This is a genomic window from Lactococcus sp. LG1267, from assembly GCF_017309545.1.
Lineage (GTDB): Bacteria > Bacillota > Bacilli > Lactobacillales > Streptococcaceae > Lactococcus > Lactococcus petauri.
The window spans coordinates 603,745-618,980 of record NZ_CP071295.1 but is presented as its reverse complement, the minus strand read 5'-3'; the positions used below and the strand labels follow the sequence as shown (position 1 = coordinate 618,980).

Below are 15,236 nucleotides of genomic sequence, written 5' to 3'. Positions count from 1 at the left end.
TACCTTTCTTATAATTTAATTTCGATGTTTACGCCACTTGGAAGATCAAGTTTCATCAATGAATCAACAGTTTTTTGTGTTGGTTCGATGATGTCGATCAAACGTTTGTGTGTACGCATTTCAAATTGTTCGCGAGAGTCTTTGTATTTGTGAGTCGCGCGGATAACTGTGTAGACGCTACGGTCAGTTGGAAGTGGGATTGGACCACTTACTTCTGCGTTTGTACGTTTTGCAGTTTCTACAATTTTTTCAGCAGCAGCGTCAAGGATACGGTGTTCGTATGCTTTGAGGCGGATACGGATTTTTTTAGTTGCCATTTTTTCTCCTTCGTCTATTTGTTAATAGGCTAGCTCAGCGGGAAAACCGACACTGAAGTATGGCAATACTTTCGGGTGTGTCGCAACCTCTCGCTTCGTCGCTAATACTGTAATTTTTACAGCACCTATCTATTCTACCAAAGCGACTTTGTCTTGTCAAGGGCATAATACCTTTTTATTTAATTTATTTTTAGCTCACTCATATGTCTTCTCTTTTACTTCTAGCCCTTACTTTACGTGAATATTTTGCGACAGAATAATTCACATGGCTTTAGAAATACTATATAATAGTAATAAATACATATTAATTAATATAGGAGAACTTATGATTAAAGAATTCAAAGAATTTATTTTACGTGGTAATGTCTTAGATTTGGCAGTTGGGGTTATCATTGGTGCTGCTTTTACGGCCATTGTCACTTCTTTGGTAAATAACCTTATCAACCCACTTATTGGTCTTTTTGTTCAAGATGGCGCTTTGACACAAATGTCAGTTAAGGTTGCTGGTGCAACTTTTGCTTATGGGGCTTTCTTAAATGATGTTTTAAACTTCTTGATTACAGCCTTTGTCATCTTCATTCTCATAAAAGCCATCAACAAGCTTTTCCCTAAGAAAGAAGAGCAAGAAGAAATTGTTTCTAACGATGAATTAGATACTCTGCGTGAAATCCGTGACCTTTTGAAAGAAAAAGAACTTTCAAAATAACATTACACACTAAAAACCTCTATTATAATAGAGGTTTTTAGTGTGTAAGAAAAGTTCTAACTTTCCTATCAAAATTGAATTTTAAAAAGACAAAGCGGAAAAAATTATCTGCAAGCACGGCAAACCAGATGCCTTCTAAGCCCAAGGTAAATGTTTGACTTAGAATATAGCCGAGACCCACACGTATAATAAGCATCCCGATAATTGTTGTATATAAAGGAAGTTTTGCATTACCTATTCCTTGAAAAGCCGCCGTATAAGTGGTCGTTCCAGTGACAAAAAAAGTTGCCAAAAAAGAAAAGAGGATAACTGTGTTACTTGAAGCTATTGCGACAGTGTCTGTCGTAAAAAGATTACTTAATGATGTAGAAACTAAGACAAGAAGCAAACCAATACTCAACATCATCCCTGTCGCTAGCCAGTAGGTTCTTTTAATATATGACTGAATGGCTCCATAGTTATGTTGTCCAAACTCTTGAGCCACCAAAATAACTGTTACGGTAGCTAAACCGAATGCCGGCATATAGTTAAACTGAGTAATACTTTCGCCGATCGCATTTCCTGCAAAAACCCGATTTCCAAGAGCAATAATCAGCACCATGATTACCAAATCTCCTAGACGCATCGCCAAACGTTCACCAGCGGCCGGAATTGTTAAAAAGATCAGTTCTCTACTGATTTTTTCAGAGAAAAAGTTTTTCGTAGGTTGTAAATCCTTATCTTTGAGTTTTTTCCAGAGATACAGAAGCGCTACGCCCCTCGAAAAGATTGCTCCTAAGGCAGCTCCCATAATTCCCATATGAAAAACAAATATCAAAAGGGCTGAGAGAGCGATATTTAAAATATTGGCAAAGAGACTCGCATACATGGGTGTACGGCTGTCCCCATTTGCTCTGATAATGGCTCCAAAACTGGTCATTAAAGCCAGCAAAATAATTGTCCCACCAACCAAAAGGAGGTACTCTTGACCTAAAGTCGCTACATCCCCACGCCCGCCAAAAAAGCGCACGAGAGCTTGTGCAAAAAGAGCCGTAAGAATCCCAATAGTCCCTCCCAGTAATGCAGTGAGCTTTACCCCTGCGTTCACCATTTTCTTTGACATTTCACGTGCAAGGAAGCTTGATAAAATTGTCCCTAAAGCTATGAAAACGGCCTGATAAACGGTGATAATATTATTGGCTAGTGACACACCTGCTACAGCTGTGAGTCCAATTCGGGTGACTAAAAAGGTATCACTAATCCCCACCAGCATCTGCAGAAAATTCTCAACTACGGCTGGGAGCGCAAATTTTAATATTTCTTTTGTAGATTTCATATCCCTAATAAATAAGAGCGCACCCTTAACGATACGCTCTTATTTTTTATCCTTCAACTTCTTCAATTTGGTGCAGATCAAGCTCTACTGGTGTTTCACGACCAAACATATCGACCATAACTTTAATCTTATCGTCGCCTAAGACTTCTGTGATTGGTGCTTCAAATCCTGAGAAGGCGCCATCAATGATACGTACACGTTTACCCACAAAGATATCAAAATCAATTTCACGTACAACTTTACCCATACCGATAAGGATTTCTTGAATTTCTTCTTCAAAAAGTGGCGTTGGTTTTGAACGGTTACCGTGTGACCCAACGAAACCTGTAACGTTCGGTGTATTACGAACGATAAACCAAGCTTCATCTGTCATGTTCATTTCTACCAAAACATAACCTGGGAAGAGATTTTCTTCAACATCTTTCATCTTACCGTTCACTTCTGAGCGAACTGTTTCTGTCGGAATTTCAACACGAAGAATTTTATCTGCCATGTTATAAAGTTCTGCACGTTCAAGCAAATCTTCTTTTACTTTTTTCTCATAACCAGAATAAGTTTGGATAACAAACCAGCCTTGGTCAAAACTTGTTAATGTACTTTCGTCCATTGGAGTACCTCTTTATTGTTTTTTATTTTTTTAGTTTCAAATTTATGAGTTCATGTTCTGAACGGATTGTATAAGAAAAAGGCTTTCGCCTCTTCTTTCATTATATCACTAATTACGTACAAATGGAAGCAGATGCTGTACAGCACTTGTGATACCATTTTGTGTTATCCAGTCAAAAATCATCAAAAAGATGAGGAAGAAAACTGTATATTCAATAACCATGAAAAAATCAATGACAGACTGCTTACGTGTCGGCCACGTTGTTAACTTCATTTCTTTGACAACACTTCCAATAAATTTAAACATTTGATTTATCTCGTTTCCTTATGCAAAGTATGTTTGCCACAACGTGAGCAAAACTTCTTGACTTCTATGCGTTTTTCTTTTGCTGTACCCGACAGTTGAAGAGAGTAGTTTCTCGAACCGCACACCGTACAGGCCAATCCTGCTTTTTTTAACATGCTATTATTTTAGCAGAACTAAGAGAAAAATACAAATCTCTCTATTTTTTTGTCATATTTTCTAAGACAAGGCGTGTATAATTAATTGCCCCTTGGTCCTTCGGATGGATAGCATCACTATAGAACCATGAACTTTGATTTGCTGATAAGCCATGCCAATCGATGATTGTCAAGTTGGGATACTTCTTAGCCATCGCTTCTAATTGTTCATTGTTATTGCTTTCCCACGGGCGTGGCATTTGATTATTAATCCAGAAGACCGGTTTATCACCAACTTCTTCCATAATTTTTTCCACGTAATTTGTATTGCCAACGGTCAGTGTGCCATTAGTTCCAAGACCAATTAAGACAGCATCTGCTTTTTCAACTGCTTCTTTATTCTCTGCTAAAATGGTCGCTCCACCATCTACTTGCTCACCAACAACAGCTTTTATCGTCATTCTTGGGAAGGCTTCCTGTAGAGTGGTTGACCCTGCAACCATCACAGAATCACCAACTGCAAAAATTTGCATCTTACTTGCTCTTTCGGCAACCACTGGATCAACGCCATATTTTTCAGCGATAGTCTTTAGTGGCGTGCTGACACGGGCATTAGCAGCTTTTAAGTTTGCAGCTTCAAGCGCTTTTTGTTGCTCCATAATTCGAGCTTCTAACACTTGCTGATCATGTGGTGATTTTGGAGAAGTAAGAATCATAACGAGTGATACAAGCACTAAAACGGACACTAGGATTACGCGGACGGGTAAGGCGCGCCATTTTTCCTGCTTAATTTGCTCAACTTTTGTCATCACCCAAGGCCATAAGTTGCTGTAATCATAAGCAACGAGCGGACGTTCAATAAAGCGATATGAAAACTCAGATAAGGCAAAAATCAAGACCAACTGCCAAATGACGTTGTACCAACTTGTCGGATTAACGACTTTAGCAGCAACTAAAGCAAAGACTGGCAATTGCCAGAGATAAATCCCATACGAACGTGAGCCAATATAATCAAAAAGTTTATTTGAAAATATTTTATTTGCTTTCAAGCCCGGATGAACAACCAAAAGGATTAATAGCATTGTCAAGAGACTGACAAACCAAAGGCCGCCATAGTAAGTCACTGGACTTTGAGCCGGCATAAAAACATATAAGACTAAAGTCAGTGCAAGAACGCCCCATAAAAGGTTACGTCCAAAAGCTTGTCCTTTTTTATTCAACTTGGCAGGCATTTTATTCATTGGCCAAATGAAAGCCATACTTGCCCCCATCAGGAGACTAAAAATACGGGTATCTGTGCCATAATACACACGCGTTGGATCTTGCCCCACCTTATACTGAGCAATCATCAGTATCAATGAGAGGATGGCTAAAAAGTTTGTCAAAAGGAAACTGTGCTTCTTACTCCGAATGACCTTCACTAAAAAAATCATAATGAGCGGCCAGAAAATAAAGAATTGCCCTTCAATCGCCAGATAATATATATGCTTAAAAGGTGATTCTCCTGCAGCATCAGCAAAGTAGGATGATCCTTGCTGAATTTGCCACCAGTTTTGCACCATAAAAATACTTGAGAGAAAGTTTGACCTGAGGCCCTTCATCTGATTTTGTTGGAAGAAGAACAAATAAGGCGAAACAATCAAGAAAACAGCCAAGAGCATAGGGTAAATACGTTTGGCTCTTTTCCCCCAAAACTTAAGTGGTCTTATCTTTTTAGTTTTAGTATATTCTCTTAGTAGTGAATCCGTGACTAAGTATCCGGACAACACAAAGAAGAGAACAACGCCTAAAAATCCCCCTTGGATTTTCTGTGGATAAAGATGATACAAAATGACAGCAAGAACCCCAAGGGTACGTAAGCCATTAAAACCTGTTACGTAGCGTTTTTTTGCTTCCAAAACTGTCCTCCTTCTAAAAAGTAAGATTCACTTTTATTATTCTCTTTTTATATTTTTATTCCAATAATTTTTTTCATATATTTGCAAGAAAAAGAGCCGTGCCATGACTCTTTTTCTCATCTATGCACTACCCTTATTTTATCACTTTTCATGCTGTTTTAGAACAATTTACCTACCGAAAAAACCAGTAATTTTATCCCAAACATCTTTGGTAGCATTTTTAGCATCATCTACTGTTTTTTGGAAATCAAATCCGCTGCCTTTTTCAGAAGAATCACTGCTAGAATCTTCTGTTTGTGGCATATTTCCTGAACTGTTTTGTGCACTTTGCTCTTGATAAACAATTGCATCTTGTTGATTACGTAGAGCTGTCCAAGCTGGAGTTATCGGTGCAATATTATGCATGGCATAGGCATTTTCAGCTGTAAAGGCAGTTCCATCTGTATAAGGAAGCAAATAGCTGGCTATATTCCGGAAGATGACTGAAGGTTGCCCCTCAGAAGAACCTTCTAGCTGTTGCTGCTCATTTGTCTCATTCGGGAAACCAATCCATAGTGCAATCGCAATGTCAGGTGTATAACCAACCACCCATTGGTCAGTCGTATTATTTGTCCCTGTTTTCCCTGCCATTGCATAGCTTGCCGGTGCAGCATTCCAAGCTGAACCGTTGGTAAATGTACCCAACATCATGGAATTCATCTTCTCTGCTACTTCTTTGGTCATAATCCGTTTTTGTGTCACGTTGGCTGTTGCGATTGTATCCCCAGCTGCATTTTCAATTTTAGTAATCAAATGCGCGCTGTTCATTACACCCTCATTCGCGAAAGTTGCAAAAGCTTGAGCCATTTCCCAAGGATTTGTTTCGACACCAGAACCAAGAACGGTTGATAAAGTGTTGTTTTCATCTTTTTTATTGAGATTCAAACCAAATTCACGCCCAACAGCATTCCCTTTTTCTGGAGTGATATCACGATAAGTATTAATAGCAGGAATATTGTAGGAGTTAGCTAAAGCTTGATACATTGGTACAGTACCCAGGTACTCTCCACTGTAATTTTGCGGTGTCCAATTACCTGGATAAGTGGTTGGTTTATCTTCCAATACTTTATCGATTGGCCAACCTGCTTGGACTGCGGGCAGATAGGCGATTAACGGTTTGATAACTGAACCTGTCGAACGTTTCGATTGTGTGGCATAGTTAAAGTCAAGGAAACTGTTATGGTCTTCTGATGTGACATTGCCAACAAGAGCCTCGACGCCACCAGTTTTCGGATTGATTGCCACCGAACCTGACTGTGCGTGCGTGCCATCTGCAGCTTGTGGGAAAAGTGCGGCATTGTCATAAGTGACCTGCATCCCTGCCTGCTTATTTTGATCCAAAGTTGTATAAATCTTATAACCGTCATTCATAATGTCCTGCAAGCTAAGGCCATATTTGCGTTCAGCTTCCGCAATCACAGCATTGAAATAGCTTGGATACTTGTAAGCTTCTGACTGAGAAACATAAGTATCTTTTACCCGAGAGGCCAGATCGACCGATGCATAACTGTCTGCTTCTGACTGCGTGAGGTATCCTGCACTGACCATGTTCTGCAGTACCGTATCTCGTCGCGGTGTCGCAAATTTTCCGTCCTGGTAAAGTGGATTATAAATTTCTGGACCTTTCAGCATCCCCGCAAGCGTAGCGGCCTCATCTACGGTAACTGCATTTGCTGAGACTCCAAAGTATTTTTTACTGGCATCTTCAATCCCCCAAACACCATTCCCAAAATAAGCGTTATTCAGATACATTGTAAGAATGTCTTGTTTACTGTAATGTTTATTGATTTCTAAAGCGAGGAAAAATTCCCGGGCTTTACGGTCAATCGTTTGTTTCTGAGTAAGGTAGGCATTTTTGGCCAACTGCTGCGTGATGGTAGATCCACCACCAAAACGCCCCAAAGTAACAACTGCTAAGCTAAAGCGACTCAGATTAACTCCATGGTTCTTATAAAAAGTACGGTCCTCGGTGGCGACTACGGCATTTTTAATATTGTCACTTATGGCATCAAACTTAACTGTTGTTCCTTTACTTCCATAAAGTAATCCTGCTTCATCACCATTTTTGTCCACAATTTGCGTTTGCGCATCAATGGATTTTTGCAAGATGGATACATTGGCCGTTTTTGCCAAATAGAACAAATAAGAACCAACAGCAAGAATCATAACCAAAATAGCAATAATAGTAATTTTAGTTAAATTATACTTTTTCCAGAAACGTTTTACTGGACGTAAAAATTGCCTTATTTTTTCTGTATAAGGCGCCATCATTCTTAAATATTTTTTTATGCCTTTAAGGTCTTCAAGCGGAATTTCCGCTTCTTTCAGCTCTTTTTCTTCTTCATTATTATTTTCTATTTTTTTAGATGATTTCTTGTTTTTAGCACGACGACTAAAATTTTGATCTTTTTCTGACATGATTTTTTAAAAATCCTTTTGTATTCTATATTTTGCCTATTCTAACAAAAAAGCCTTTGTGTTACAATATTCTATATGAAATTTAGTTTAATTTTACCAAAAAAAATTAAAAAGCAAAGTGTTTCGCATTTACTGGAGCACACTTGGCTCGTTCCACGCAAACAAAGACACCTTTTACGAACCAAAAAACATGTCTTCCTTAACGGCACATTGGCAGACTGGGAGGATTCTATAAAGCCCCAAGACGAAGTTACTCTTATTTTTGATGACGACGATTTCAGGCAGCTGGAGGTTCCCGTAGGCAACCCTCATCTTGCCGATATCCTGTATGAAGATGAACACCTTGTTATTGTAAATAAACCCGAAGGCATGAAAACTCATGGCAACACTGCTGAGGAAATTGCCCTACAAAATCACGTGACAGCTCGCCTGAAGAGCCCCGTACATGTCGTTCATCGCTTGGACAAGGAGACCTCTGGAGCAGTCCTCTTTGCCAAAAACCAATTAATTCTGCCCATTCTGGGTAAAATGTTTGAGGAAAATAAAATCCATCGCTCTTATTTGGCAGTTGTACAAGGTTATTTTAACGAAAAAAGCTTAACTCTTAATAAAAATATTGGAAGAGATCGGCACGACCGAAAAAAATATGCCACCAGTAAAAATGGAAAAAGAGCCATTACTCATGTGACTGTACTCGAAAAAGAACACAACCACTCCCTTGTAAGGTGTACTCTTGATACCGGCCGTACGCACCAAATACGAGTTCACCTTTCCAGTGAAAGGCATCCTATCGTCGGTGATCCCCTCTATAATTTAGCGTTAAAAAAACAGCGCTTGATGCTTCACGCAGAAAAAATATATTTCCTTCATCCTTTCACAGAGGAATTAATAGAAATTAAAGCATCTAGCCAGACTTTTCAACAAGGCAAAAAAAGCCTACTTTCGAAAAGTAGGCCTTAGGAGTTTTATGAAAAGATTTTTTTAGGAAGGTCTTTATTATAGTGGACGCTTCTTAAAATAAGCTTAAGTCTTATTTAATTGTTTCTTTCAGTGATTTTAGGTTTTCTTCCATAATTGTCAGGTAACTTTCACCTGATTTTTTTTGTTCATCGGTCAATCCCTCAACAGGGTTAATAACCAACAACTTGGCTCCTGCTTCCTTGGCTAAAGTCTCCGCTAGCTTACTGCTAGAGTTATCTTCAAAATAAACAGTATTTAAATTTGCTTTTTGCATCTCATTTTTCAGTTTAATCAATGTTGCACTTGAAGGCTCTGCTTCAGGATCAAGGCCTGTAATGGCAATTGTTGTCAATCCATAATCACGGCCCAGGTAGCCAAAAGCTTCATGCTGTGTGATAAACGTTTTATTTTTAGCATTTTTCAATTGATCAAAGTCTTGATCTATTTTTTTCAACTTTCCAATATACTCATCAGCATTTTTAGTGAAATCTTCCTTATATTCAGGGAATTTTTTTGATAATTCATCTGCGATATAGCGGACTTCAAGTAAGGCTGCTTTAGGGCTTACCCATGTATGCGGGTCATCACCAATTTTTTCTACGGGTGTACTTGCTTCTATTTTAACACCTTTATTTTTTACAGAAGGGGCCCATTTTTCAAGGTATTTTGAATTATAAATAATAGCATCTGCATTCGTCAAAGTAGTCATGTCTTTTGCACTTGGCTCAAAATCATGTGCTTCTTGATTAGCAGGAACGATATTAATAATGTCAACTTTATCACCAACGACAGCTTTCGTAAACTCATACATTGGCTCAAATGTTGTCACAATTTGTGGTTTCTCACTTGCTGTTTTTTGACAAGCTGTCAATAAGAGCAAGACTGGGATAAGTAATAGAAGGGTATATTTTTTCATAAAGATAGTATAATACAAATTCAAAACAAAGTCAACCGGTTAACTACCAGTTAACTATTTTTTATCTGTCATGTTTTTCACGCTGTATGATCTTTTCTCTTAACTGCAGTTGGAGTTGATTTCGTTGTAATAAGCGTTGTTTTCTAGCATTAATAGCTCCTTGCAAATAATACTGTAAAAGCAAGCTGAAAAGAAGAGAAATGACCAGTGTATAGAGTAAAATACTGGCTCTTAACTTTCTTTTTCTGAGAACTTGTAAAGAAATATGCGGTCTCCTCCTTTTTCAAAAGACAAGATAATTTTTACCTGCTCTCCCTCCTGGCTGATTTTAACATTTTTTACATGATGGATCATTGGTTGATAACCTCGCCCATTAGCATTAGTTTTCCGAAAATCTCCTTTGGAGGAAAGACCAAATCTTAGATTGACATTTTTGCGGACATAAAGATAGTTATTTTCCACCTTATCTAAGCTTGCTCCCTCAAGTTCGCTTCTCAGTAGACTGCAAAAAAGTTGCCAATCTTGGGTGTGATCTATTGTTGCTCGTTTTACTTCTTCATGAAAAATTTTAGTAATATCTAGAAAAAGGGAAAAAGTACCTACTAACACGAGTAAAGCAAGGAGTGATTCCAGGAGAGTAAAGGCTGTAACTTTAATTTTTTTCAAGAACAATCAATACCTTTCCCGACTCACGGATAGTCATTTGCGAAGTAGTTTCCTCAATCGAAATCTCCACACCATTTAATTTCAAATGCTTTTTCCCCGTATCTATTGCCATATGAGCGACATTTAAGGCTTCGATATCCTTATTTTCCATCTCCGTTTGTTTCTTAACCTGAATAACTTGTTCTAAAATAACCGTGACGAAAAAGACAAGCAAACTCATAGCAATTAAGCTCTCTAATAGAAGATATGATTCAAGTGATTTTTTTCTTATATTTCCCGCTTCCAATTTCCAATTGATAAGAGATGGTTTTTTTCTGATAAGGAAGAAATATTGTAATTTTTTGTAGGCTCGAGTTGCCTGATTTTTGATCAAAAGTAATAGAAAAATCATTTATTTCAACCTCCTCTGGAACTTTCAGCACTTCCTCTTGGCTGTATAGTGTGCCATTACTCGCACTCAATGTCTGTTGCTGTCCCTTTAATCCTGCCATACGCTGGGTATCCTTATAAAGTCGCTCAAATTGTAAAATAAAAATCTCTGCGCGTGCTATCCTGACACTTTGTTTGACCGAACCTGAAAAGAGAAAAAGAACAGAAGAGCAAAGGAAAAGGACTAGTAAACTCTCTAGTAAGGTCAAAGCTTTAATTCGGTACATTACGTTTTGCATTAGGGTTCTTGGTATAATAATCATTGTAGCTATCGGCTTGTTTTTGCGTAATTAAACCGTCGGAGACAAGCTTCCCTAAGTTAGGACTATCCTGTTTATCAAGTTGATAAAGTTCGGCTTGACCTTCGACAACCTTAACAACCGCTGTTTGACCCGTATTTTGGATATTCTTCTTTTCTTTAGCCAAATTTGGGACAAACAATAAAAGTAACACACTGATAATAAGTAAGACGACAAGCATTTCAATCAAAGTAAAAGCTTTGAGTCTCTTTTTTTTCATTCATTCCTCCATGTTCTTTCAAATCAAGTTTCCCATATTGCTATATATAGGAAGTAGCATTGCCGCATAAATTAAAATAATCAACAGCGCCACGAGCAAGAAAACGATAGGCTGGATAAGTTGCATTGCTCTTTCCATCCTTTCAAAAAAGAGCGACCAGTTTTCTTCAGAAAAAATCATTAACTCTTTCCCTAGCTTGGACTTTAGTTCACCATATTCCACAATTAATGAGAGCTCCTTGGTAAATATGGGGTAAAATCGAAGAGTATCTTCAAACTTCTGACCACTATCTAATATTTGAAGAAGCTCAAAACCGAATTCTTTGAAAATTCGACTTTTTTGTTCTTGCATAATAAAACAAATCTGACGTAAATCGACAGCTTGAGCAATTAAGTTTCCCCATTCTCTTGCAAAATAAGCTGTCAAATAAAGCTGGACAAAACGGCCAACAAAAGGTATTTTGACCATTAGCCTCAGCGCTTCTAAAGCAGTTTTTTTCTTCCAATAGTATCTGCACAGATAAAAGAAAACGAACAAACTGAAGAGCCACCCTAAAAAGAGGGTCGGAAGATTCTGTATGGCATAAGTTGCTAATCCTTTGTTTTCTTCCAGTTGGGGCAGTAAATAATTTTTCAATCCAAGCATAATAAAGATTAGAAATGCCAGAAGAACAATCGGATAAGTGGCAACTTGGACAAGCTTTTTGCGGATGTTCAAAACACGTATCAGTTTTTCTTCAATCAATCCTAAAGTATACTCAACATTCCCATGAGACTCAGCCAAAGAGAGCTGGGTCACAACATCCTCATAAAAATTTAGCTTCGCCAAAATACCAGAGAAACTTTGCCCATTAAGTAAACCTTCACGCATTTTGGAAATAAAGTATGCTTCTGTAAGACCCGATCGTTCAAGGAAATCAATAATTTCAGAGAGGTGAAAGCCACTTTTGAAAAGATTATTCATGAGTTGAATGAGCTTAATCTGCTTTGCTAAACTCAATTTTTTCGCGCGCAGCTGCAATAGCTGAGATAAATCCATCTGCAACCAACTGATCGATCTGGTCATTCCATTCGTCTGGTTTCCATTCTTCAAACTTTTCCTTTTCACAAACAAGCAATCCCTTTCCTGCAATTAATCGTTGATAAATCACCCGCTGAAGACTGGATTGTAGCTCCCAATCACTTAATCCAAGTTCTTTTAAGCGTGCAATTACACCTGATATTGAGCGTGCATGAACAGTAGAGAATACTGTATACCCAGTCAAACTTGCACGGAGAACAGCTTTTGCCGTTTGACTATCTCTAATTTCACCAACAATAAGTAAATCAGGTCTGTGGCGAAGCGAAAGCTTAATCAAGGCATCATAATCATTCCCTATTACTTTATTGACTTGAAGTTGTAAAAATTCAGTTTCTACTAACTCCACAGGATCTTCTATACAAATAACTTGTTGATTTTTAAAATGCTCCCTTGCAAATTTGTACATAAGACTGGTCTTACCTGAACCTACAGGACCTGAAAAAAGGTAAAGGCCTCTTCCCCCAATAATAGTATTAAAGATCTCTGAATTCCAAAAATGAAGTTGGTTTTGTTGATGATGCAAGAGTCGAATAACCAAACTTTCTTGACCATGAAAATCACCGACAGTAGATAAACGTAAGCGCTGTTCACCTTTATCTAAAATATAAGTGCAAGCCCCCAACTGTACTCGTCTACTTTCTCCTAGATTCATACCAGATAAAAATTTCATATGAGCAATCAGTGCTTGCCCTTGCTCAAAGGTGAGTTCTCTTTCAAACCTCCTTTCTGTTGCTGTACGAAAATAGAGAAAATACTTTCCTTCTAGTGCTACTAAATAAAGATCGTGCACCATCTGATCTACTGCTTTTTGTAAAAGGTTTTTTGCCAAAACCTGTATCATGATTGACCTCCTTTGCTAAGCTTACTTATTAACACGATAAAGTTAGCAAGTTATCACAATTTTTTTGAAAAAATGAGCAGAAAATTTATAATAAGCTTTGTTATTTACTTAATACCCTTTCTCAATGCATAATAGAGGCAAGAGTAATAAAAAAACCTGCCCAAAGGCAGGTTCAAAATTTTCAATTAGAATTTTTTACGTTTACGTGCAGCTTCTGATTTACGTTTAGCTTTTACAGAAGGTTTTTCGTAGTGTTCACGTTTGCGGAGCTCTTGAAGAGTTCCAGCTTTTGTTACTGAACGTTTGAAACGGCGGAGAGCGTCGTCAAGCGATTCATTTTTACGAACGATAGTTTTTGACATTGATTTCACCCCATTTCATTTTCGTATTTACTCTTAAAGAGCACTCCTAATATTCTATCAAATGACTGTAGGTTTGTCAACTAGATGTATAAAATAAAAAAAGCAGATTGTCTCTGCCTTTTCGCTTATTGTACGGAGTAGTTTGGAGCTTCTTTTGTAATTTGAACATCGTGTGGGTGAGATTCTTTCAAACCAGCACCTGACATTTCGATAAATTGTGCTGACTCATGTAAAGCAAGGATATCAGCTGCTCCAGTGTAGCCCATACCTGACTTCAAGCCACCAACCATTTGGAAAACGATATCGGTCGCTGTACCTTTATAGGCAACCCGACCTTCGATACCTTCAGGAACCAATTTATTTGCTTCATTGACAGAGCCTTGGAAGTAACGGTCGCTTGAACCTTTCTTCATTGCTGCAAGTGAACCCATACCACGGTATGTTTTAAATTTACGCCCTTGGAAGATTTCGAATTCACCTGGTGATTCGTCTGTACCGGCAAGCATTGAGCCAAGCATTACTGCATCTCCTCCTGCTGCCAAAGCTTTAACGATATCGCCAGAGTATTTGATTCCTCCATCGGCGATGATTGTTTTACCGTATTCACGCGCAACTGCTGCCGCATCATAAATAGCTGTGATTTGTGGCACGCCTACACCTGCGACAACACGTGTAGTACAGATTGAACCTGGACCAATTCCGACTTTAACAACATCAACACCAGCTTCAAAGAGTGCGCGTGCACCTTCACCAGTGGCAATATTCCCTGCAATCAATGTACGTTCTGGGAAATGTTCACGAATTTCTTTGATTTTACGTAATACACCTGCCGAATGACCATGTGCAGTATCAATGACAATAGCATCGGCACCAGCTGCAAAGAGAGCTTCAGCACGATCAAAAGTATCAGAGGTTACACCAACAGCCGCAGCTACTAAAAGACGACCTTGACTATCTTTTGCGGCGTTAGGGAATTCAATCACACGTTCAATGTCTTTGATTGTAATCAAACCTGCAAGCTTACCGCTCTCGTCAACCAATGGCAATTTTTCAATCTTGTGTTTTTGAAGTGCTTCTTCAGCTTCACGCAATGAAGTTCCCACAGGTGCTGTAATCAAGTTTTCAGAAGTCATTACATTCTTGATTTCTTGATTGTAGTTTGAAACAAAACGAAGGTCACGGTTAGTCAAGATACCCACAAGCTTGCGATTTTCCAAAGTTTCAACAATGGGTACACCCGAAATACGGTAAGTCGCCATCAAGTTTTCCGCTTCTTCAATCTTATGCTCAGGTGTCAAGAAGAATGGATCAGTAATAACACCAGATTCTGAGCGTTTTACTTTGTGCACTTCTTCAGCCTGTTCAGCAATGCTCATATTTTTGTGGATAACACCAAGTCCACCTTGACGTGCCATTGAAATAGCCATTTTACTATCTGTTACAGTATCCATTGCAGCAGATATCATCGGAATATTCAATGTCAAGTTCTTCGCTAGTTTGGTACTCATGTCTACCTCGTTTGGCAGTACATGTGATTCCGCTGGAATCAATAACACATCATCAAAAGTGTAACCCTTCTTCAAAAACTTTGTTTCCCAATTTGACATTAAATCTATCCTCCAAATATATATTTTTACTATTCTATCACTATCTTTTAGGGATTTCAATGATTTTTCACCATATTTGTCAATATTTTTTGTAAACTACTTTTTTTGATTTAAGC

Annotated in this window: 18 protein-coding genes; 2 read left to right on the top strand and 16 right to left on the bottom strand. The window is 38.3% G+C overall.

Annotation, left to right across the window (positions count from 1 at the left end):
- Window positions 1-8 precede the first annotated feature (8 nt).
- The gene (rpsJ, locus tag J0J33_RS03110; protein ID WP_003129973.1) at window positions 9-317 is read right to left on the bottom strand and encodes a 30S ribosomal protein S10; all 309 of its coding nucleotides are present in this window, start codon (window positions 315-317) and stop codon (window positions 9-11) included.
- Window positions 318-642: 325 nt separating this feature from the next.
- On the opposite strand from rpsJ, the gene mscL reads away from it, so the two are divergent.
- The gene (gene mscL / locus J0J33_RS03105) at window positions 643-1,023 is read left to right on the top strand and encodes a large-conductance mechanosensitive channel protein MscL (protein ID WP_019291438.1); all 381 of its coding nucleotides are present in this window, start codon (window positions 643-645) and stop codon (window positions 1,021-1,023) included.
- A 37-nt stretch (window positions 1,024-1,060) separates the two neighbouring features.
- Here mscL and J0J33_RS03100 read toward each other — a convergent pair whose 3' ends face one another.
- The 6 genes from J0J33_RS03100 to J0J33_RS03075 form a co-directional block, all read right to left on the bottom strand.
- Window positions 1,061-2,338: an MATE family efflux transporter gene (locus J0J33_RS03100; RefSeq protein WP_019291439.1), complete on the bottom strand. Its 1,278-nt coding sequence runs from the start codon at window positions 2,336-2,338 to the stop codon at window positions 1,061-1,063.
- A 46-nt stretch (window positions 2,339-2,384) separates the two neighbouring features.
- On the bottom strand, window positions 2,385-2,945 hold the full coding sequence (gene nusG, locus J0J33_RS03095; RefSeq protein WP_003133733.1) for a transcription termination/antitermination protein NusG: 561 nt from the start codon (window positions 2,943-2,945) through the stop codon (window positions 2,385-2,387).
- A 108-nt stretch (window positions 2,946-3,053) separates the two neighbouring features.
- Window positions 3,054-3,251, bottom strand: coding sequence for a preprotein translocase subunit SecE (secE, locus tag J0J33_RS03090; RefSeq protein ID WP_173816868.1), 198 nt, complete (start codon window positions 3,249-3,251; stop codon window positions 3,054-3,056).
- A gap of 5 nt (window positions 3,252-3,256) precedes the next feature.
- The gene (gene rpmG / locus J0J33_RS03085) at window positions 3,257-3,406 is read right to left on the bottom strand and encodes a 50S ribosomal protein L33 (protein WP_003134525.1); all 150 of its coding nucleotides are present in this window, start codon (window positions 3,404-3,406) and stop codon (window positions 3,257-3,259) included.
- 41 nt (window positions 3,407-3,447) lie between these two features.
- A complete protein-coding gene (locus J0J33_RS03080) occupies window positions 3,448-5,283 on the bottom strand; it encodes an acyltransferase family protein (protein ID WP_019293005.1) in 1,836 nt (611 codons plus the stop codon).
- Between the two features lie 168 nt (window positions 5,284-5,451).
- On the bottom strand, window positions 5,452-7,740 hold the full coding sequence (locus J0J33_RS03075) for a PBP1A family penicillin-binding protein (RefSeq protein WP_173816871.1): 2,289 nt from the start codon (window positions 7,738-7,740) through the stop codon (window positions 5,452-5,454).
- 75 nt (window positions 7,741-7,815) lie between these two features.
- Between J0J33_RS03075 and J0J33_RS03070 the strand changes: the two genes are divergently transcribed.
- A complete protein-coding gene (locus J0J33_RS03070) occupies window positions 7,816-8,700 on the top strand; it encodes an RluA family pseudouridine synthase (protein ID WP_086582775.1) in 885 nt (294 codons plus the stop codon).
- 70 nt (window positions 8,701-8,770) lie between these two features.
- On the opposite strand, the gene J0J33_RS03065 is transcribed toward J0J33_RS03070, so the two are convergent.
- The 9 genes from J0J33_RS03065 to guaB form a co-directional block, all read right to left on the bottom strand.
- Window positions 8,771-9,616, bottom strand: a complete 846-nt coding sequence (locus J0J33_RS03065; RefSeq protein WP_019336001.1) for a metal ABC transporter solute-binding protein, Zn/Mn family — start codon at window positions 9,614-9,616, stop codon at window positions 8,771-8,773.
- Between the two features lie 231 nt (window positions 9,617-9,847).
- Window positions 9,848-10,282: a competence type IV pilus minor pilin ComGF gene (comGF, locus tag J0J33_RS03060; RefSeq protein ID WP_242526938.1), complete on the bottom strand. Its 435-nt coding sequence runs from the start codon at window positions 10,280-10,282 to the stop codon at window positions 9,848-9,850.
- Complete coding sequence (gene comGE / locus J0J33_RS10870; RefSeq protein ID WP_019293009.1) at window positions 10,269-10,502, bottom strand: competence type IV pilus minor pilin ComGE; 234 nt, start codon at window positions 10,500-10,502, stop codon at window positions 10,269-10,271. The genes comGF and comGE overlap by 14 nt, the downstream gene beginning before the upstream one ends.
- A 31-nt stretch (window positions 10,503-10,533) precedes the next feature.
- Window positions 10,534-10,950, bottom strand: coding sequence for a competence type IV pilus minor pilin ComGD (comGD, locus tag J0J33_RS10740; protein ID WP_019293010.1), 417 nt, complete (start codon window positions 10,948-10,950; stop codon window positions 10,534-10,536).
- Window positions 10,925-11,230, bottom strand: coding sequence for a competence type IV pilus major pilin ComGC (gene comGC, locus J0J33_RS03050; RefSeq protein WP_040087209.1), 306 nt, complete (start codon window positions 11,228-11,230; stop codon window positions 10,925-10,927). The genes comGD and comGC overlap by 26 nt, the downstream gene beginning before the upstream one ends.
- An 18-nt stretch (window positions 11,231-11,248) precedes the next feature.
- Window positions 11,249-12,268, bottom strand: coding sequence for a competence type IV pilus assembly protein ComGB (gene comGB / locus J0J33_RS03045; RefSeq protein WP_256440196.1), 1,020 nt, complete (start codon window positions 12,266-12,268; stop codon window positions 11,249-11,251).
- Window positions 12,207-13,151, bottom strand: a complete 945-nt coding sequence (comGA, locus tag J0J33_RS03040) for a competence type IV pilus ATPase ComGA (protein ID WP_173816876.1) — start codon at window positions 13,149-13,151, stop codon at window positions 12,207-12,209. The genes comGB and comGA overlap by 62 nt, the downstream gene beginning before the upstream one ends.
- A 185-nt stretch (window positions 13,152-13,336) precedes the next feature.
- Window positions 13,337-13,513 carry a 30S ribosomal protein S21 gene (gene rpsU, locus J0J33_RS03035; RefSeq protein WP_003134539.1) on the bottom strand — a complete coding sequence of 59 codons (177 nt, stop codon included), beginning with the start codon at window positions 13,511-13,513 and terminating at the stop codon, window positions 13,337-13,339.
- A 125-nt stretch (window positions 13,514-13,638) separates the two neighbouring features.
- Window positions 13,639-15,120, bottom strand: a complete 1,482-nt coding sequence (guaB, locus tag J0J33_RS03030) for an IMP dehydrogenase (RefSeq protein ID WP_003133714.1) — start codon at window positions 15,118-15,120, stop codon at window positions 13,639-13,641.
- Window positions 15,121-15,236 lie beyond the last annotated feature (116 nt).